Source organism: Tenacibaculum aquaeponti (assembly GCF_052084715.1).
GTDB lineage: Bacteria > Bacteroidota > Bacteroidia > Flavobacteriales > Flavobacteriaceae > Polaribacter.
This window is the reverse complement of the sequence record NZ_CP197288.1, coordinates 527,931-548,624: the sequence shown is the minus strand read 5'-3', so window position 1 is coordinate 548,624 and position 20,694 is coordinate 527,931. Positions and strand designations below refer to the sequence as shown.

Here is a 20,694-nt window from a genome sequence, read left to right as displayed (position 1 = left end):
TTTAAGGGATTATTACTAGAACTTATAATTAACTGATAAATTAAATAAAGTTCCTAATTGACTAAAATGATAACCATCATAAGTCATTTGTGAATAACGTTGGTTAAACGTGATTAAATTTGACTCATTTTGAATTTGAGTTAAACCTGTTGATGTAATAGCCGTGCTATTAATTATATCTTGACCAGCTTGATTTTCTGCAACGAATTCCCATTCTGGTAATACATTAAAAATGTTGTTTATGTTTGCTGCAATTGTGATATTTTTTGTAGCGTTATAATTAATTCCAAGATCTGTAACTATTTTAGGGATAAACTCAGTTCTTAAGTTAGAATCTAAACCTGCTTGATGAAATGTAGTTTTACCGAAGTAAGTATTTCCTAAGTTAAAATCGAATTTTTTGATAGCATAATTAGCTCCTAAAATCCATTTTGTTTGAGGACGAGAAGTAAATAATAAAGACTCTTGAGTTTGATCTACTAAAAGACTACCATTGTCATCTGTTCTTCCATTATCAATAGTATAGTTACCTGATAAATTAAGCCCTAATTTTCCTTCACCTAGCTCAATACCTTTATAACCAACAACTACATCTATTCCGGAAGTTCTTGTGTCTATTGCATTAGAAAAGAAACTTAACGTCCCTAAACCTAATCCTAATCCGCTATAATCGATTTCATTACCTAAAACAATTCTATCATCTATTTGAATATTGTAGTAATCGATAGTAAAACTTAAATTCTTAATTGGTTTAGCTCCGAAACCAACAGTAAAGTTTGTAGATTCTTCAGCCTTTAATTTAGGAACACCTAATTGACGAGCTTGAGGTGAAACATTATTTACTAAACCAACTACTTGAATTCCTTGTCCTGCTACAAAAGAGAACTGAGATTTTTGTGTATAAATTTGATGTAAAGTAGGAGCTCTAAATCCAGTTGAAACAGAAGCTCTTAATGTGTATTTATCATCTAAGAATTTATAACGAGAACTTGCTTTCCAAACGAATGTTGTACCAAAGTCACTATAATTTTCAGCTCTTATAGTTCCTTCAAATAATAAATCTTTAGTTGCATCAAAAGAAGCACTTACATATCCACCAATATTATAACGACTAAACTCTCCAGAGTTTTCTGGTCTGTTACCAGCAAATGAATCTGCTCCGACACCCTCGTAAGAAGCTAATTGTCCTTCAAGGATATTAAAAAATTCACCTCTTACCTCAGTACCTACTGCAAACGATAACTTATCATTAATAATTTTTGAAATATCTATGTTTCCAACAATATGATTAAAAGAAGTTCCTCCAGGTTGGAAACTAATAGGGCTATTTTGTCTATACACATATGCACCGTTATCGTCTAAAATTTCAGCTCTATTATGTGAATTATTTACCAAATAAGTTTGTCTGTTTCCACCAACTGTAATACTTGCATCAGTATTCCAACCATTAATTTTTCCTTTTAAACCTAATGTTGCGTTATAGTCACTTAAATCACCTTCGAAAGTCGGTAAGTATCCATCATAACCATTTCCATTGAAAGATGTTCCTAAAGCATCTGTATAACTTCCTGTAGTAGCAGGGTTATTTCCAGGGAAAAATAATCCTAAATAAGGAAAATCTTGAATATCTCTCCAATAAGGAGTTCTATAGTTTGCAAAACTGTTTACTTTTTTATAAATGTATGCAGCATTGAAATATAAATCTTTGTCTTTAGAGGTTTTAAAACTACCATTAATTAAGAATTTAGCTGCACTAGTTTCTGGAGAACCATTAATGTTTCCAGCATCTGGTCTTCTTGATAAAAACTCACGAACATCTGCCAAAGTTTCACCGGATCTTGTACCACCAAAATCAGCAAATTCACCCTCTGCACTTACTGTACCTGGCCTATTAGCTAAAGCAGTTTTAGAAACATCTATTGTATAATTGATAAAACCTTTATCATCACCTATTTCATCACCTCCATTTATACTAACTCCAATCATTTCACCATCACCTTCACCTGAAATACCAGCTCTAAACGTAGCAGAAGAAGTTGAATAATCATCTTTTAATATCACGTTCATTACACCAGCAATAGCATCAGATCCATACTGGGCAGAGGCTCCATCTCTTAGTACTTGAATTGTTTTAATAGCATCAATTGGAATTCCAGAGATGTCTGCACCAGTTTCACCACGTCCTGGAGAAGTTTGCGTATATAGTAAAGAACTTAAGTTTTTACGTTTTCCATTAATAAGAATTAAAGTTCTACTAGGCCCCATATTTCTGATTTCATATGGGTCTAAAAGTGATGTAGCATCATTAACTGGAGTTTGAACAGTATTGAATGATGGAATTTTATACTGTAATGTTTTATCAAAAGTAGTTTGCCCTGTAGATTGTAACTCTTTGATTCCTACTATATCAATAGGTAATGGACTAGCAATATTACTTCTTACAGGAGTTCTAGATCCAGTAATAACAACTTCATCTAACTCAACACCATCTTTTAAAACAATAGTTAGGTTTGTTTTTCCATTTACAGCTACTTCTGTAGTTTCAAAACCAGTGAAACTAACAACAAGAGTAGCATTGCTTGATACAGTTAGCTCGAATAATCCGTCAAAGTTTGTAGATGTACCATTACTGGTACCTTTTTCTACCACACTTGCACCAGGTAAAGGTTGGTTACTTGAATCTACAACCTTACCTGAAATTTTTGTTTGTGCATACATAACTCCACAAATAAGAGTGAGTATAAAACATAATTTTGTTTTCAGCATAATTAAATGAATTAGTTTATTTTAAGTGTTTTTATGTTAATTGTCTTTTTAATTAACAATTCAGTTATATTATGCTTAAGTAATTTTGTTTTTTTTTATACTCTAAATTTTAAGAAAATTTTAAAACTTAGCTAAAATTTTACTGTAATAAAAGGCTCCATTTGTTCCCATTTGAACAGCATCCCATAAACCACCACTATCAGTATTTTCGCCTTGTGCGGTAGGGTAGGTATTGAATAAGTTATTCGCTCCAATTTGGAAAGAAAAATTTTTGTTGAAATTGTATGAGAAATGTGAATCTAAGGTAAGTTTTGCGTTATAATTATCTATAGAAGCTTTAAATCGTTCTTCTGAAGAGTTATTATACTCACTGATAGGGTTGTTAATTTGCCAATCGATAAGTTGTAAGCTGCTAAATTGAGTTAAAGTATTACTAATTGAAAACTTCCCTGTTGTAAAAATTGAATTTAAAATGATTTTGTAATCAGGAGCAGAAGCTTTTAGAAAAAACTGTTCTCTTATACCGAAGAATGTTTCAGGATTTAAATTCGTATAATTTATTCGGGTAATTTTCATATCATTCACATTACCAGTTAAGTTGAAACCTACCTTTGAATTATCCCATTTTTTTAACCAATTCAATTTAAAGTCGACCCCTAAAGTATTTGTACTAACTCCATTCGCAAAAAATTGAACGTTTTCTGCATCTGTGTTTAATAAAGAAGCATCAAAATTACCACTTAAAATAATTCGATCTTTAATAAAAATATAATATGCATCTACTGAAAAACTTAAGTTATTTGAAAACCTATGATGATATCCAAAACTATAATTTTCAGCTTTTTCTTCTTTCAGTTTTTGAATTCCAAATTGTCTTGTAATAGGATTGTTATTTGCTATTAAAAACGATTCTGTAGGCGCATTATCTATATAATTTGTAAACTTTAAATTATAATAAATTTGAGCTAGAGAAGGAGCTCTGAATCCTGTACTAAAAGAAAATCTTAAGTTTGATTTTGGATTAATTTTAAAATTAGAAGCTATCTTAGTATTAATTGAATTTCCAAAATCACTATAATTTTCATAACGTATCGCTGTAGCTAAAATCCATTTTTTAGTAACATCAATTTCACCATCTAGGTAAAAACTAAAACTAGTACGTGTTCTATCTACTTCATTAATAGATGCGTATCCGGGAAAACCTTGAGAACCTCCGGGTCTTATAATTCCATTGTAAGTAGGAATTAAATTAATAGGAGTATTATTGGTTACAACATTTCCGTTTAAATCATATGATTCATATGAATATGGCTCACCAGCGAAAATTTTGTAATTTTCAATTTTATTTTCTAAACCTAAGGCGAGGTGAAACCCTTCTAAAATCCCATAAAATTGCTTAGTTAAACCTATATTAGTTGTATTTTGGTTTAAACTATGGCCTCCTGCATCAAATTCATTAGGTGAGTTTTCTAATAAAGTGGAGTTTATAGTTTCTTTTATAAAATAATGAAAGTAGTTTTTTCCGTAGCTATTACTAAAATCTACATTCCAACCATTTATTCTACCTCTAAAACCAAGAGTAAAAGATTTATCAGAAATATTAGAGGTAATTAAAGGATTAAATCCGTTAGGAAAAATACTTTGTACATTTCTTTCACTATCAAAAGTTCTAGTAAAAGCATAAGCATTAGTATTTTTAAAGTTATATCCACCGTTTGTATAAACTTTAATTTTATTTGAAACAGGAATTTCAGAATTAAAAAAAATACTGCTACTAGTTACAGCAGCATCACCATAATTTTCTCTAATACTAGTTCCTTGTCTGAAAGTATGTCCTTTGGTTAAAAATTCAGCAGATAAATTAATAAAACCTTTCTGTTTAATTTGTGCTCCATAGTTTACTTCAGTCTTAAAAGTTAAACCATCAATCCCTTTTTTTGATTCATTTTTATTATTACTTGCATTATAAAAACCAAAAGTAGAGTTAATGTTAGTTTCGTTTGGATTATCATTTAATACAATATTAATAACTCCAGCAATAGCATCAGAACCATATTGTGCAGAAGCTCCATCTTTTAATATTTCTATCCTTTTTATAGCTGAAGTAGGAATTGTGTTTAAATCTGTACCTGAGTTCCCTCTACCTCTTGTTCCGTATAAATTAATTAAAGAGGTTTGATGTCTTCTTTTTCCATTAATGAGAACTAAAGTTTGATCTGGACCTAAACCTCTATAAGTTGCTGGAATGATATGATCTGCACCATCTGAACCTGATTGTTTTGTGGCATTAAATGATGGAATTTCTGTTTGAATAAGTTGATTAACCTCTAAAACTTCACTTCTCTTTACTGTAGTTTTAACATCTATAACTTCGGTAGTAACAGGTGAATCTATCTTTTGTCGTTTAGAGTTTCTTGAACCTAAGATAAAAACTTCATCTAACTGAACACCCGATTTTAAAATAACTTTAATATAGTTTTGGTTAGGAATAATAATTTCATTGGTAAAACCGATATGAGAAATAATTAAAGGATTATTATTGTTTGTTAATCTTAATTCGAAACTACCATCTAATCTTGTTATCGTACCATTTTTAGTGTTGTCTTCTATGACATTAGCTTTATGAATGGGTTGATAATATTCATCTAAAATAATACCTCTGACGATTTTGTTTTTTTCAAAATATAATTGTTTAATACTATCATGATTTTTATTAGTATTATCATTTTTTGTTGAACTAGATAATAGGTTGTATGAGTAATTTTTATTGGGTTTGAAAATCACATAATATTTATTACCTAAATATTCGATTTCATAAGACGTTAGTTTTTTAAGTAAAGAAATTGATTTTTTTAAAGAAAGATTTTGAAAAGGAGTTAAATCTACCTTGTTAACTTTTATTATTAAAGGATTATAAGTAAAATATACATCATGTTTTACACTTATATTTTCTAAAGCTTCAGATAAAGGTATATAGTTAGGTTCTTGACTATGAACGCTAAAATAATTAATAAAAAGAAACACCAAAATAGAAAAATATTGACGATAAGTGTTTCTGATCTGCATTAAAAATAGTTTAGTTAATCTTTATAAACTACTAGTATACTATTTTCTTTTTGAATTTTAATGTTTGTAGACTTTTTTATTGCGTTTAAGCAAATTTCTAAATCGGTTGTTGGTACTTTTCCAGTAATTAAAATATCTTTTATTTCAGATGTGTTGTATTTGAATTTAACTCCGTAATTTTCAGATACTTTTAATAAAGCTTCACCTAATGTAGCATTATCAAAAATTAAGTTTCCATTTTTCCATGAAATATGATTTTCATTATTGTTGTTATTTTCATTCACAATAATTTTTTGAGCAGTAGAAGAATACTCAATATAATTACCAGGAATCATTTTTTGAGCTTTTCCATTATTTAAGTTTAGTAACACACTTCCTTCTTCTAAAAATACATTTGTTTTATTTTTTGAAGTTTTAACATTAAATTGAGTACCATATACTTCAACAATCAAATCTTTAGTAGTAACTTTAAATTTGGCTCGATTAGTTAAATCTTTCTGAACTTTAAAATAAGCTTCACCAGTTAATTTTATATTTCTTGGGTTATTCTTCTTATAACTTATAGAAGAATTTGAGTTCAAAGTTACTATAGATCCGTCATTTAAGGAAATGTCAAACATTTCACCATAAGCTGTTTTATGAGTAACAGTAGAAAAATTAGTGTATATAAATACGCTTAAAGAAATGAATAATAATAGCGAAGCGGCAACAGAAAAATAATTGAATTTTAAAGCTCTTTTAGGTTTTGTTGAATTTTCCTTTTTTTGAAGCTTGGCTTCTAATTTTTCCCATTCAGCATCTATTTTTTCTTTGGAAATAACTTCTTTTTTAAAGTTTATGCCTACTATTATATCTTTAGCCTCAGCAGCTAAATTTTCATTAGTAATATTTTCTTTTATCCATACATTCCAAAAAGAACTTTCTGAATTCGTTTCATTTAAAGCCCAATTGTTAAAGGATTTGTCTTCTAATAAATCTTGAATTGTATGGTATGTCTGATTTTTCATTAAAAATATAATGTGCTATGCACTACTCTTTTTTATTAGAAGTATATATATTACGAAATATACTCTTTTAAGTATGCAAATTTATGAATTTAATAATTTAACAATGCCTTCTTCTTCTCTAAGATTTTTTATGGCTTTGTGTAATGTATTTATTACACTTTGATAATTTATACCCATTGTTTCCGCAATTTCACTTGGTTTAAAGTTGCAGCTAAATTTTAAGTAAATAACTTCTTTTTGTCTCTTAGGAAGCTTATTGATTAATTTAGCTAGGTTTTTATTTCGAAAGGTTATGGATTCTTGTTTGGTTATAAATTCTTCTGGAGTGAAACTTATATCTACAATATTTGCATCTATATTTCTAATAATTGTATATTTTTTTGTTTTACTTATTTTCTTAATAATAAACCTTCTAAAAGAGGCAAATAAGTATGGAGCAATTGATTGAAGATCACTAAGATTTTCTTTATGTTCATATATATATACAAAAAAATCTTGTAAAGCATCTTCTGTTAAAGTCTCATCTCTAGAGATTTTTAAACCATAACTATGTAATGAAGGGTAGAACCTTTTAAAAAGTATTGAGAACGAATTAAGATCCCCTTTTTTTAAAGATTCCCACAATATTTCATCAGATAATTCACTCATTAAATAACAGGTTAAGCGTCTAAATTTAAAAAAATGCTTTAATTTAAAAAAGAATCCCACTAGCTTTTTAAGTATAAAGGCCTTAAAAAGTAAAGTATTGTGCTATATTTGCAAACGCAAAAAATATCAATATATACTAAATGAAAGCTGGAATTGTAGGATTACCTAATGTTGGTAAATCAACTTTATTTAATTGTTTATCAAATGCTAAAGCACAAAGTGCAAACTTTCCATTCTGTACTATAGAACCTAATTTAGGAGTTGTAAATGTACCAGATCCTAGATTAGAAAAATTAGAAGAATTAGTAAATCCTGAAAAAGTAATTCCTGCTACAGTAGAAATTGTTGATATTGCTGGATTAGTAAGAGGAGCAAGTAAAGGAGAAGGATTAGGTAATCAATTTTTAGCAAATATCAGAGAAACAGATGCTATCTTACATGTTTTAAGATGTTTTGATAATGATAATATTGTACACGTTGATGGTTCTGTTGATCCTATTCGTGATAAAGAAACTATCGATATCGAATTACAGTTAAAAGATTTAGAAGCTGTAGAAAAGAGATTAGAAAAAGTAAAGAGAGCTGCAAAAACAGGAAATAAAGAAGCACAAGCAGAATTAGCTTTATTAGAAAAGATTCAAGAAGTTTTATTAGGAGGTAAATCTGTAAGAACAATTGAGTTTACTGAGAAAGAAGAAGAGTTAGTAACTTCAATGCAGTTTATTACTGCAAAACCAGTTTTATATGTATGTAATGTGGATGAATCTTCAGCTAAAGATGGAAATGCATATGTAGATAAAGTTAGAGAAGAAGTTAAAGATGAAGAGGCTGAGATTATTGTTTTAGCAGTAGCTACAGAAGCAGATATTGCCGAGTTAGAAGATTATGAAGAGCGTCAGATGTTCTTAACAGATATAGGATTAGAAGAACCTGGAGTTTCTCGTTTAATCCGTTCAGCTTATAAATTATTAAATTTACAAACTTATTTTACAGCTGGAGTAAAAGAAGTAAGAGCTTGGACAATTCCTGTAGGTGCAACCGCACCTCAAGCTGCTGGAGTAATTCATACTGATTTTGAAAAAGGATTTATCCGAGCAGAAACTATTAGTTATAAAGATTATGAAGACTATGGTAGCGAAGCAAAAGTAAAAGAAGCAGGTAAAGTTAGAGTAGAAGGTAAGGAATATGTTGTAGCTGATGGAGATGTTATGCATTTTAGATTTAATGTATAAGTGAAAATATTTAGTATAAATAACAAAATGCCATATCTTAATTGATATGGCATTTTGTTATTTTATAAAACAGGTATTTAAATTTTAAAATAAATAATCCTTTTTTTATCTACAACAAAGACCTACCTTTGAAACATATATTTAAATTGTAGATTAAATTACAAACGGATTCTTTAGTTTAACTTTCTTTCCCTAAGACAATCAGACAAACTTATCCTTCTTGCGCTTTAATTTTTTTTCTAACTATATAAATATTCAATTTTAATAATTGAATAAATATGATTGATATTTATCGTCTATTCATTCCTATTTGCTCATGTTTTTTAAATGAGTTTGTACTTAATGTATTATGACACAAATTTAATTAGACATGAGACAACTTAAAATTACAAAACAGCATACTAATAGAGAGTCGAAGTCTTTAAATAAATATTTATATGATATAGGGAGAATTGATTTAATAACAGCTAATGAAGAAGTAGAGTTATCGAAACGTATTAGAGAGGGAGATGAAAAAGCTCTAGAAATTTTAGTAAATGCCAATCTGCGTTTTGTTGTATCTGTTGCTAAACAATACCAAAATCATGGATTAAAGTTGATAGACTTAATAAATGAAGGAAATATAGGTTTAGTAAAAGCAGCTCAACGTTTTGATGAAACAAGAGGTTTTAAATTTATTTCATACGCAGTTTGGTGGATTCGCCAATCAATTTTGCAAGCTTTAGCAGAACAATCTAGAATTGTAAGATTACCTCTAAATAGAATAGGAGACATTAATAAAATTAATAAAGCTGTTGTACGTTTAGAGCAAGAGAATGAAAGAACTCCTTCGATAAATGAAATAGCAAAGTTTCTAGATATGTCTGTTGCTAATGTTAAGGAATCAATGAAAAATTCCAGTAGACATTTATCTATGGATGCTCCTTTGATAGATGGTGAAAATTCGAATCTATACGATGTATATAGTTCAGGAGAATTATCTAATGCAGAAAAAGAGTTAAACACTCAATCTTTGCTCATAGAGATTGAAAGAGTCTTAAAAACATTATCTCCAAGAGAATCAGATGTGATAAAATTATTTTATGGTTTGGGAGAAGAAAACTCAATGACATTAGAAGAAATAGGAGAAATTTATGATTTAACAAGAGAAAGAGTTCGACAGATAAAAGAAAAGGCTTTAATACGATTAAGACATGTGTCAAAATCAAAATCTTTAATAGCCTATTTAGGATAAAAATAATTAATAAATAATAATAACAAGTATGTTAATAATAAAAGTAAAGGACGGTGAGAATATCGATAGAGCATTAAAACGCTATAGAAAAAAATTTAAAGACACAAAGCTTTTACATGAACTTAGAGGTAGAAGAGAGTATGTAAAAGAATCTGTTAGAAGAAGAGAAGAAGTAAAAAAAGCAGAATATAAACAGCAAGTATTATTAAAAGATAATTAATAATAACTTGTTTAATTAAAAAATAAAGAACTACATTTGCAGTGTTCAAAATAGAACACCTTTTCAAATTAGGGTAGTACAATAAGTTTTTTTGAGTTTTCTCTTTCCTTCTTTATTCCAATTACTTTATTTTTTCAAGTGTTTTTTTAGACTTAAATGTAAGTTAATACTATTCATTTATGTGTTCTAGTTTGAGTAAAAAATAATATTAAAATATAAATTAAGTAAAATGCAAGAAGGTACAGTAAAGTTTTTTAACACTACAAAAGGATTTGGATTCATAACAGATAATTCAGGACAAGATATTTTTGTTCATAATTCTGGTTTGATAGATGAAATTAGAGATGGTGATAAAGTACAATTCGAAACTGAACGAGGAAAAAAAGGAATGAACGCAGTTAATGTTGAAGTTCTTGACTAAAATGTATTAAAATATCTCCAAAGACGTTTGGAGATTCTTTTTCATAGCAATTTTCCCACTCAATCTTTGAGTGGGTTTTTTTTATGGTAAAACTGAAAATTATTTTTAGAGTTTTACCTTTTGAAAATCATTTTGTTATGTCTTTTTTTGCTGCTTTGACAGTTGTAATTGTAGTTTTTGCTGATAAGTAAGAATTAAAACAAACTGTATTTTTACTTTATGAAAATTAGAAATAAAAAATTATTAGGTTTTCTTATCGGAATTTTAGGGATCGTATTGTTTTCTTCAAAAGCAGTTTTGGTAAAGTTATTATACAAACACGATGTTCCGATGATTACTGCTTTATTTTTAAGAATGATTTTCTCTTTTCCTTTTTATGTTTTCATTTTAATATCTTCTTCAAAAAAGAATACAAATAGTAAAATTTCTTCAAAGAACTTTATCTGGATTTTATTTTTTGGTTTTGTAGGATATTACTTGGCAAGTCTCTTCGATTTTATTGGTTTAACTTACATTAAAGCAAGTTTAGAAAGGGTAATCTTATTTGTATATCCAACGATTGTTCTGTTGTTTAATTTTCTGTTTTTAAAAGAAAAAATTAGCAAGCAACAACTTGTAGCGACTATAGTCACTTATATAGGAATAACAATAGCTTTTGGAGCCGAAGTTTCTATTTCGGGTTCTAATGTGATTTTAGGAGGTTTCTTTGTATTGTTATCTGCAATTACTTATGCATCGTATTTAGTTGGAAGTGGTTGGCTAATTCCTAAAATAGGAGTAGTTCGATTTACATCTTACGTTATGTTGGTATCTTGTATTTGTGTATTTATTCATTACGGCATCATTTCAGAAACATCTATTTTTAGTTATTCCTCAGAAGTATATGTATTAGGTTTTTTAATTGCCATTTTAGCAACAGTAATACCTTCTTTTTTAGTTTCTTGGTCTATTAAATTAATATCATCTTCAAATTTTGCCATTTTAGCATCATTAGGACCAGTTTCTACTATAATTTTAGCAGTATTTTTTTTAGATGAATACCTTTCATTATTTCAATTATTAGGTACATTAGTTGTGATCATCGGAGTACTGTTAATTTCTAGTAATAAGAAATAAAGTTACATACTAAAATGTAGTATCTTTATTCTAAAATAAATCTTAATGAAACTTAGCACAGATACTTTTCAATTTTTAAATAAACTTGCTGAAAACAATACGAGAGAATGGTTTGCTGATAATAAACCTGAATTCGATACTGTTCAAAAAGATGTAAAACAATTTTATAAATCGATTCAAGAAAAACTTGAGGTTCATGATGAAATTGAAAAGCATAAGTTTTTTAGAATCTATAGAGATGTACGTTTTTCAAAAGATAAAACACCTTACAAAACACATTTTGCAGGATCTTTCTCAAGAAATGGCGCACATTTAAGAGGCGGATATTATTTACGATTAAAGCCTGGTGAAAGTTTTTTAGCTGGAGGCTTTTGGGAACCGAATAAAGAAGATTTATTTAGAATTCGAAAAGAAATAGAAATAGATGCTTCAGAATTTAGAGCTATTTTAACTGATGCTGAATTTCAAAAGTATTTTGGAGATAAATTTGAAGGAGATGAATTAAAAACAGCTCCCAAGGGATTTGACAAAACGCATCCAGATATTGATTTAATTCGTAAAAAAGGATACATAGCAATTCGAAATTTTACTGACAAAGAAGTTCTTTCTTCTAACTTTATTAATGAAATTGATGTCTCATACAAAGCACTACGTCCATTTTTTGATTTAATGAGTTCCGTGTTAACCACAAACTTAAACGGAGAATCAATACTTTAACTGTTATTTTTTAAGCAAAGCGATTTCTTTACGCACAAAAAAATAAGTAACAATAGTAGCTAGCAAATCAGAAATAGGGAAGGAGAACCATATTCCGTCTAATCCATAATAAATAGGAAGAATCAAAATTAACGGAATCAAAAAAATAGATTGACGTAATAATGTTAGTATTAAAGCTGGTTTTGCTTTACCTACAGCTTGAAAATATGATGCTCCAACTAATTGAAATGCTATAAATGGAGTAGCTAATAAAGTAGTTAAAATAGCGTTTGGTGTTTGTTTTAATAACTGCTCATCGTTAGTAAATACAGTTGTCATTTCATAGTTAAAGAAATATACAGCTGCAAAAATAAAAATGCACAGCATCGTACCATACTTGTTTGCTGTGTTTAAAACTTCTTTTACTCGATCATATAAATTCGCTCCATAATTATAACCTGCAATAGGTAAAAAACCTTGTACTATTCCAAATACAGGGAAAAAGATAAACATCATTAAGCGATTAATTATCCCAAATACAGCTAAAGAAGATTCATTTCCATATTTGTATAAAGAATAATTTAGTATAATAGTTAAAATGCTCACAGTTCCTTGTCTTACAAGTGTAATGCTTCCTAAAGAACTAATTTCTGAAACCACAGTTTTATTCAATTTTAACTGACTGAAACGTATTTGTAAACTACTTTTTTTAGAAAGTAAAAAACCAAGAATAAATAATCCGCAAACGGCATAAGCAATAGAGGTTGCTAAACCAGCACCAAACATTCCCCAACCAAATACTTTTATGAATACGATATCTAAAATAATATTTGCTATAGCTGGTAAAATAAGAGCAATCATTGCATAAGTTGGTTTTCCTAAAGCTCTAATAATTGGATTTCCCATCATTGCATAAGCTAAAAATGGTACTCCTATGATTATAATTCTAAAGTAAGGAATTGCTGGTTCTAAAATATTTCCATTGGCTCCAAATAGTTTTAAAACAGTTTCTTCAAAAATTAAACATATAGCTACTAAAACAACTGAAGTTAGTGTTGTTAAACTGATTTGATTCCCAAATACTTTTTTAGCTTTTTCAACATTATCTGCTCCTAAAGCTAAAGAAATAACAGAACTTCCTCCAATACCTATAGCCATTCCTATAGAAGAAATTAAAAAACCAATTGGTAATACAACAGTAATAGCAGCAATAGCTAAAACACCTATCCATTGTCCAACAAAAATGGTGTCTACAATCATGTTAATAGACATCACTAAAATACCAATTGCAGCAGGTACAGATTGTTTTAATAATAACTTACTTACTTTTTCTGTGGAAAGTTCACTGGCAACTTGATTCATGATAGTAGAAATTAGCCTACAAATTAACGAAATAATAAGCTTACTTATGTAAGTTTGTAATTATGAATTTAAGTAAAATTTTCACTACAAATAGAGTAGTAGCTTCTGAAGAAATTGACAATTTAAATCACGTTAATAATGTAGTTTATGTACAATGGGTACAAGATATTGCAACATTACATTGGCAACATCTTGTTAAGGGTAAAAATGCAGACCATTTAATTTGGGTTCTTGTGAAACATGAAATTGATTATATAGGACAAGCAGTTTTAAATGATGAAATCACATTAAAAACTTGGGTTGGAGAAACTAAAGGGGTAAAATCTATTCGTCATGTTGAAATTTTTAAAGAAGATAAGTTGTTGGTAAAATCGAAAACTACTTGGTGTTTAGTAAATAATGAAACTTTGCGCCCAGCTCGAATAACAGAAGATGTATTTAATTTATTATCTCCATCTTAATAAGACTATCTTTGCGGTCTAAAATATATATATGTCAACTTTTTCAGATTTAGGTGTTCGAAAAGATTTTATAAAAGGATTAAATGAGTTGGGAATTAAAAAACCAACTGAAATTCAAAAAAAAACAATTCCTTTTTTATTAGAAGAAAGAACTGATTTTATAGGTTTAGCACAAACAGGTACAGGAAAAACTGCAGCTTTTGGGTTACCAATTTTGCATCAAATAAAACCTAATTCAGATACGATTCAGGCTTTAATTTTATCTCCAACAAGAGAGTTAGTGCAACAAATTAAAAAGCAATTATTTAAATTCACAAAGTACATAGATCATAAAATATTTGTAGAAGCTGTTTATGGTGGTGAGAAAATAGAGAGGCAAATCAAAAATTTACAAAGGACTACACACATTGTTGTGGCTACTCCAGGAAGACTTATTGATTTAATTGAAAGAGGTGAGATAGACTTAAAAAACATAAAGACTTTAGTTTTAGATGAAGCAGATGAAATGCTGAGCATGGGATTTAAGTTAGAAATCAACAGGATTTTAAAATATACTTCTGGTGAAAGAAATACATGGTTGTTTTCAGCAACAATGCCTGATGAAATAAAAAGGATTGTAAAAAATTACATGAATATTAACGCTAAACGAGTTGAAATTAATCCTGCTTCTATGGTTAATGAAAATATTACGCATTATTATACTGTAGTAACTTCTGCAAATAAAACGGATGCAGTGATTTCGTTTTTAGAAGGTAGACAAGATGAACGCGGAATTATTTTCGCTAGAACAAAAGCTGGTGCAAGAAAGCTAACAGAAGAATTATTAGAAGAAGGTTTTACTGTTGGCGTTCTAGAAGGAGATATGAAGCAAATAGAAAGAGATAAGGTAATGCGTGCTTTTAAAAATCAATCATTACAATATTTAATTTCTACAGATGTTGCCGCAAGAGGAATTGATGTGCAGAATTTAAACTTTGTAATTCATCATAAACTTCCAGAAAAATTAGAATATTACACACATAGAAGTGGAAGAACAGCAAGGGCTGGAAATAGAGGAATCTCACAAGCTTTTGTCACTTCTAGTGAGTTGGAAACAATTCATCAAATACAGAAAAGGTTAAATATTAAGTTCATTAAAAAGTAATATTCAGTTTGTAGTATGGACATAATTTACATCATAGATATCTTAGGAACTTTTGCTTTTGCTTTGAGTGGAGCTTTAGTTGCTTCAAAAAAAGAGTTTGATCTTTTTGGTGTAATCATCTTAGCATTTGTAACAGCTGTAGGTGGAGGAATGTTAAGAGATATTTTAATTAATGCACATCCGATTAACTGGATAGGAGACTTAAATTATATTAAAACTATAGCAATAGCAGTGGTTTGTACATTTTTATTTAAAAGTAAAATAGAACCGCTTAGAAAAACTTTCTTTTTATTTGATACTATAGGAATTAGTGTTTTTACTTTATTAGGGTTACAAAAAGGTCTAAGTTATAATTTACCTTCTGTTATTGCTATAATTATGGGGATGGTTTCTGCTGTTTTTGGAGGAGTAATTCGTGATGTTTTAACTAGAGAAGTACCTTTAATATTTAAGAAAGAAATCTATGCTTCTGCATGTTTGGCTGGTGGTTTGGTATATTTAGTATTAAAGAATTTTGAAGTGAATGAAAACTTTAGTTTTATATTTTCAGCCTCAGTTATCATTTTAATTAGAACTCTGTCAGTAATTTATAAGTTAGAATTGCCAAAAATTAAGGATGATTTATTTAAGAATTAAAGAATAGTTTTTAAATTGCTATAAATTAATTTTCTACATGAATAAAATAGTTGTTTTAGTTTCACTTTTTTTATCAATATTGTCTTTTTCACAAGAGAAAGAATTACCTGAAGGCTGGGATAAAATTTTGTTAGAAGGTAAAATTGCATACATGAATTTAATTACTGGTGATATTTCTAATGAATTTCCACAAAAAAAAGCTGTGAAACCTAAAAAAGTAGAAGAATACGATCCAACAATTACTCATACTGTAAAAAAAGGAGAAACATTAAGTATAATCGCTAGAAAATATAAAATGCCGCTAGCGCAATTATATAGACTGAATAGTTTGGTTGATTTTGATACGATTGAAATTGGTGATAAAATTGTTATCGGATACGAAGAAGATCAAACTAAAAGAGGTAAATTAACAACTATAACTAAAGAATCAATTACAGATTATTCAGGTGAATCTAATTATCATATAGTGACTTCAGGGGAAACTTTATATAGTATTTCAAAACGTTATAATGTTACCGTATCTTTACTTAAAAAGAAAAACAAACTTTCTTCAAATAATATTTTTTTAGGTCAAAAGTTGATAATTAAGTAATTTTAGACCTGTAAATATTGGAAATATTCAATAATGTTTCGGTTTGTTTAAAAATATGTTAAAATCAATTCATCGATACTTTTAAACCATTCATCGATACTTATGTGTCGTAATAGTACTGGTTATCATTAAAAAAGGATAAGTTCCTTACATTTAGGTATGTAAATTTTCAATCCCTCAGTATTATGAATAGTAAGTTTTTATATACAATAACTATTTTTGCTTTTACTCAAGTTTTTTCTCAATCAAATAAAACGTGTGATACACCTAATGACGAACCTATACTTGATTTGAATAGTATTACTAAGTGTTCTATTAAAGATTCAGACGATAAGAAATCAAAAAAAGTATCTGTTCAAGTTTCTTCAAGAAGAAGAGTTGTTAGAAAAAGAGATGCTGCTTCGGGTGTAATGACTAACGATTACACGCACAAGCTAGCAAATATGAAAAAAAAGACAGATATTATTAATAATCTTAGTTTCAATAAAGCTGGTGGATTAAAAATTATTCCTTTTAACTATGTAGATGAAATACCTCTTTTTAAAGAGTGTGAAAGTTCTCCGATTTATAAACAAGAAAAATGTTTCAAACAATCAATTTCTAAACATATACAAAAGCATATTCGTTATCCTGAGAATTCTTATGATAAAGGAATTCAAGGTAGAGTCTTAGTTCAGTTTACAATATTAAAAGATGGAAGTATTGGTCAAATGAATATTAGACCTCCTTACAAAGGAGAAGAGTTAGGAAAAGAAGCTGAAAGAATTATAAAGCGATTGCCAAAATTTGTTCCAGGAAAGCATGCTGGAAAAGAAGTAATTGTTAAATATGGTATACCTATAACATTCAGAATTCCTGGTGTTAAACCAACAAATATTAAGAAAGTTTCTAATAAAAAAGTTGTTAAAGAAGAAGTATATGTATTTGCAGATGTAGAAAAATTACCACAATTTAAGTCTTGTAATGATGCAACTTTAGATTGTTTTAACAAGAGGTTAGTGCAACATATACAAGATCATTTTGCTTATCCTGAAAAAGCTATAGATGAAAATATTCAAGGTAAAGTTAATATCAGCTTCGTAATTAATAAAGATGGAGAAGTAGTAAATGTAACAGCAAAAGGCCCTGCAAATGGAAAAATATTAGAAACATCAGCAAAAAATTTAGTTGAAAAATTGCCTGAATTTAAAGCTGCCGTAAAAAACGGAAAAAAAGTTAATGCTAAATACACTTTCCCAATTGAATATAGATTAGACGAATAAAATATTAAACTTAATAAAAATCATAATACAAGAAAAAACCATCCTAAAAAAGGATGGTTTTTTATTTACTTATTCTTGATTATTTAAAATTTGATAAAGTGATGCTTTAGATTTTAAATACTTATTTTTTGTGTTTATAAGTTTCAATCTTGTTTCTATTAATTTAACTTCTCTATAATTGATTCTAAATAAAGATCCTTCTCCTAAAATAAACATTCGTTCTTCTGCCTTTATTAGTTTTTTATAATCTTTAACCAAATTCAATAATAGATCACTTTGTGCATTGGTTGAAGATATTTCATTTTCTATAGTTTTTATTTTATTGTTAAGTTCTACTTTACTGGCAGAAATAACAAAATCTATATCTTGTAATTTTAATTTAGCAAGTTTAAATTCAGCTCTTTCTTTTCTTAAAAATAAAGGAACATAAACATTTAATCCTCCTTTGTAATTATTAGTGTCAAAATCAGTTAATCCGTTAATTTTCGGACTTAAAAAATTATATTCTAAATCTACTCTTGGCAATAAGTTATTCAATTTTAATCTTTTATTAACCAAAAGACCTTGCCTCTTATAATCTAAAGATCTAATCTTTAAATGATTATTGACATCAATGTCTTGCAACATATTCTTATTAATATTTAGAGCAGTGTCAATTGTCGTTGAAGTTTCAGTATCTGGAATAATATGACTTTCTAATTCTAAGGGTAAATTACCTTCTAACCAAAGGAAGTTTGAAAGTTTTAATTTGGATTTAATGTATTTTAAATTAGACTTTTCAAGATCAAGTTTTCTGTTTTTTAGATTAATATTAGCTTCTAGTGTGTCTATAGCAGGTTTATCTCCAGCATTAAAACTTTTCTTTACAATGTTGAATCTATTCTCTGCATTATTTAAGAAGTCATTATATGTATTTTGTATTTCATAATTTTTTAGCCATTCAAAATAAGCGATAATAGCATCATGTAATATTGAATTTACCAATAAAGTTTGTTTAGCTTTAGCTTGCTGAGTATATAATTTGGCTTGTTTTAATGTTGCCATTCTCTTATTCATCAGTAAACCTCTAGCTAAAGACACAGAAATTCCTGCACTATATAAACCTTCATTTGGTACATTAGATTCTGGGTTTAAAAAGATTCCAGAATTTTGTTCATAATTAGCTTTAAATTCAATTCCATACCAAGTTGGTATTTTAAAAGTGGTATTAAGTTTGTCAAAATATTCTGATTTTTTAAATTTCTTTTGATTATAATCAACAGAAATTTTAGGATCAAAAGCACCTCGAGCTTTCAGTAATTTTATTTCTCCTTCTGTACTAACTAGTCTGGCTTGCTTTACAATAGGATGAAATTCTTTAACATATCCTATGTACTCAGATAATGATAAGATATTGTTGTTTTGACTAGAAATTCCGAATGATAATATAACAGAAAAAAGCACAAATAGTTTTTTCATAGCTATTATTTTAATTTTTTTAACTTGCTCTTACCCGTGTTTTTTGAATCCTGAGGTTGGTAAAAATTTGGAGGAAAACTATTAAGTTGTCTCCATAATTCAAACCAGATTGGAACATTGTCTAAAAGTGCAATGGTTTTTGCACCAGAACCAACACGAATTGCTGTTGGCCATGGTTCTGCATCTTTATTTGGAGCTAATAACACACGATACATTCCATTATTACTAATAAAGTTTTCTATGGCTACAACCTTGGCGCCATAAGTTCCGTAAGATACATTAGGCCAACCACTAAAAACTATTGCAGGCCAACCGTCAAATTGTACGCGAACATCTTCACCGATGTGAACTAAAGGTAAATCTATTGGTCTTATATACATTTCTACGGCTAACTCGTAATTTGCAGGCATAATTCCAACCAATTGTTCTCCTTCTTTAAAAGTTTCTCCAATACCAGATTTTATTGCTTTATTTATAAATCCATCTTGAGGTGCTGTTATATACAATAAACTATTTCTTTTTGTATAATTAGCAACACTTGTTTCTAGTTTAGAAACTTGTACTTCAGTATCTAAAGTTGCAGATTTTGCCGTAAATAAGCTGCTTCTAGCTTTTGCTAATTTGTCTTGATAAGTAGCGTTTAAAGTAGAAATAGATAATTTTGCATTAATTACGTTGTTCTGAGAAGTTAAATATTTGTTTTCTTGTGAAATTAGTTTAGCATTTGCTTCTTGAAATTTTGCACGTTTTTCTTCTACATCTTTAACAGCTTTTAAGCCTTCTTTTTGTAAGTTAACTACACGTTTTAATTGTATTTCAGCAATGCTTCGTTTTGTTTTTACAGCTTCTAAATCAATACTATCACTTTTAACTTTTAAACGAGCTTGAGTTAATTTATTTTTTGCTTGTTCTAATTTTAAAACTCTTTCATTTTGCAAAGCTTTAATCTGATTTTCAAGAGCTATAACTTTATTTTTATAAGCATCTATAGATTGATTTTTAATATTTAACTGATCTTGAGTTCTACGAGCAAGTTGATTATCAAAATATTCACTTTTAATCTCAGAAATTCTCAAAATGGTATCTCCTTTTTTTACAAAATCTCCTTCTTGTACAAACCATTGTTCAATTCTTCCAGGAATTTGAGATTGTAAAGTTTGTGGTCTTTGATTTGGGCGTAAAGTTGTTACATTTCCTTTACTTGAAATATTTTGAGTCCATGGTAAAAATAAAATAATTATAATAATGAAAGAAAATACTAATAAGAACTGTTTAAATCGTTTATGGTACTCTTTCGTGAAAATATGTTTTCCAGACTTAAATGAAGTTAAATCCAAGTTTTCCGAAATAGAATTTTTAGAAATGTTAAGCAT

Annotated in this window: 18 protein-coding genes; 11 read left to right on the top strand and 7 right to left on the bottom strand. The window is 28.4% G+C overall.

The window, feature by feature from the left end; translation table 11 throughout:
• Positions 1 to 15: 15 nt before the first annotated feature.
• The 4 genes from ACSIGC_RS02645 to ACSIGC_RS02630 all read right to left on the bottom strand — a co-directional run bounded on the left by ACSIGC_RS02645 (position 16) and on the right by ACSIGC_RS02630 (position 7,487).
• Entirely contained in the window at positions 16 to 2,766 is a 2,751-nt protein-coding gene (locus ACSIGC_RS02645) for a TonB-dependent receptor (RefSeq protein ID WP_442266610.1), read from the bottom strand.
• A gap of 120 nt (positions 2,767 to 2,886) precedes the next feature.
• A complete protein-coding gene (locus ACSIGC_RS02640; protein ID WP_442266609.1) occupies positions 2,887 to 5,832 on the bottom strand; it encodes a TonB-dependent receptor in 2,946 nt (981 codons plus the stop codon).
• A 14-nt stretch (positions 5,833 to 5,846) separates the two neighbouring features.
• The gene (locus ACSIGC_RS02635; RefSeq protein WP_442266608.1) at positions 5,847 to 6,839 is read right to left on the bottom strand and encodes a FecR family protein; all 993 of its coding nucleotides are present in this window, start codon (positions 6,837 to 6,839) and stop codon (positions 5,847 to 5,849) included.
• Positions 6,840 to 6,920: 81 nt separating this feature from the next.
• Positions 6,921 to 7,487 carry an RNA polymerase sigma factor gene (locus ACSIGC_RS02630; protein ID WP_442266607.1) on the bottom strand — a complete coding sequence of 189 codons (567 nt, stop codon included), beginning with the start codon at positions 7,485 to 7,487 and terminating at the stop codon, positions 6,921 to 6,923.
• Between the two features lie 140 nt (positions 7,488 to 7,627).
• On the opposite strand from ACSIGC_RS02630, the gene ychF reads away from it, so the two are divergent.
• The 6 genes from ychF (at position 7,628) to ACSIGC_RS02600 (ending at position 12,427) form a co-directional block, all read left to right on the top strand.
• On the top strand, positions 7,628 to 8,719 hold the full coding sequence (gene ychF / locus ACSIGC_RS02625) for a redox-regulated ATPase YchF (RefSeq protein ID WP_442266606.1): 1,092 nt from the start codon (positions 7,628 to 7,630) through the stop codon (positions 8,717 to 8,719).
• A gap of 370 nt (positions 8,720 to 9,089) precedes the next feature.
• On the top strand, positions 9,090 to 9,953 hold the full coding sequence (locus ACSIGC_RS02620) for a sigma-70 family RNA polymerase sigma factor (protein ID WP_442266605.1): 864 nt from the start codon (positions 9,090 to 9,092) through the stop codon (positions 9,951 to 9,953).
• Positions 9,954 to 9,981: 28 nt separating this feature from the next.
• Positions 9,982 to 10,173 (top strand): 30S ribosomal protein S21, encoded by a 192-nt coding sequence (gene rpsU, locus ACSIGC_RS02615; protein WP_095072038.1) that lies wholly within the window; start codon positions 9,982 to 9,984, stop codon positions 10,171 to 10,173.
• 229 nt (positions 10,174 to 10,402) lie between these two features.
• A complete protein-coding gene (locus ACSIGC_RS02610) occupies positions 10,403 to 10,594 on the top strand; it encodes a cold-shock protein (RefSeq protein ID WP_095072037.1) in 192 nt (63 codons plus the stop codon).
• A 219-nt stretch (positions 10,595 to 10,813) separates the two neighbouring features.
• Positions 10,814 to 11,710 carry a DMT family transporter gene (locus ACSIGC_RS02605; RefSeq protein ID WP_442266604.1) on the top strand — a complete coding sequence of 299 codons (897 nt, stop codon included), beginning with the start codon at positions 10,814 to 10,816 and terminating at the stop codon, positions 11,708 to 11,710.
• Positions 11,711 to 11,755: 45 nt separating this feature from the next.
• Positions 11,756 to 12,427, top strand: a complete 672-nt coding sequence (locus ACSIGC_RS02600; RefSeq protein ID WP_442266603.1) for a DUF2461 domain-containing protein — start codon at positions 11,756 to 11,758, stop codon at positions 12,425 to 12,427.
• Between the two features lie 3 nt (positions 12,428 to 12,430).
• Here ACSIGC_RS02600 and ACSIGC_RS02595 read toward each other — a convergent pair whose 3' ends face one another.
• Positions 12,431 to 13,768 (bottom strand): MATE family efflux transporter, encoded by a 1,338-nt coding sequence (locus ACSIGC_RS02595; protein WP_442266602.1) that lies wholly within the window; start codon positions 13,766 to 13,768, stop codon positions 12,431 to 12,433.
• 62 nt (positions 13,769 to 13,830) lie between these two features.
• On the opposite strand from ACSIGC_RS02595, the gene ACSIGC_RS02590 reads away from it, so the two are divergent.
• From ACSIGC_RS02590 to ACSIGC_RS02570, 5 genes are all read left to right on the top strand, one after another.
• On the top strand, positions 13,831 to 14,229 hold the full coding sequence (locus ACSIGC_RS02590; protein WP_442266601.1) for an acyl-CoA thioesterase: 399 nt from the start codon (positions 13,831 to 13,833) through the stop codon (positions 14,227 to 14,229).
• Positions 14,230 to 14,260: 31 nt separating this feature from the next.
• The gene (locus ACSIGC_RS02585; protein WP_442266600.1) at positions 14,261 to 15,373 is read left to right on the top strand and encodes a DEAD/DEAH box helicase; all 1,113 of its coding nucleotides are present in this window, start codon (positions 14,261 to 14,263) and stop codon (positions 15,371 to 15,373) included.
• Between the two features lie 15 nt (positions 15,374 to 15,388).
• Positions 15,389 to 16,009, top strand: a complete 621-nt coding sequence (locus tag ACSIGC_RS02580) for a trimeric intracellular cation channel family protein (RefSeq protein WP_442266599.1) — start codon at positions 15,389 to 15,391, stop codon at positions 16,007 to 16,009.
• Positions 16,010 to 16,046: 37 nt separating this feature from the next.
• A complete protein-coding gene (locus ACSIGC_RS02575) occupies positions 16,047 to 16,601 on the top strand; it encodes a LysM peptidoglycan-binding domain-containing protein (RefSeq protein WP_442266598.1) in 555 nt (184 codons plus the stop codon).
• A 185-nt stretch (positions 16,602 to 16,786) separates the two neighbouring features.
• Entirely contained in the window at positions 16,787 to 17,863 is a 1,077-nt protein-coding gene (locus ACSIGC_RS02570) for an energy transducer TonB (protein WP_442266597.1), read from the top strand.
• A gap of 69 nt (positions 17,864 to 17,932) precedes the next feature.
• On the opposite strand, the gene ACSIGC_RS02565 is transcribed toward ACSIGC_RS02570, so the two are convergent.
• Together ACSIGC_RS02565 and ACSIGC_RS02560 are read right to left on the bottom strand one after the other, a co-directional pair.
• Entirely contained in the window at positions 17,933 to 19,321 is a 1,389-nt protein-coding gene (locus ACSIGC_RS02565; RefSeq protein ID WP_442266596.1) for a TolC family protein, read from the bottom strand.
• Between the two features lie 5 nt (positions 19,322 to 19,326).
• Positions 19,327 to 20,694: an HlyD family secretion protein gene (locus tag ACSIGC_RS02560; RefSeq protein ID WP_442266595.1), complete on the bottom strand. Its 1,368-nt coding sequence runs from the start codon at positions 20,692 to 20,694 to the stop codon at positions 19,327 to 19,329.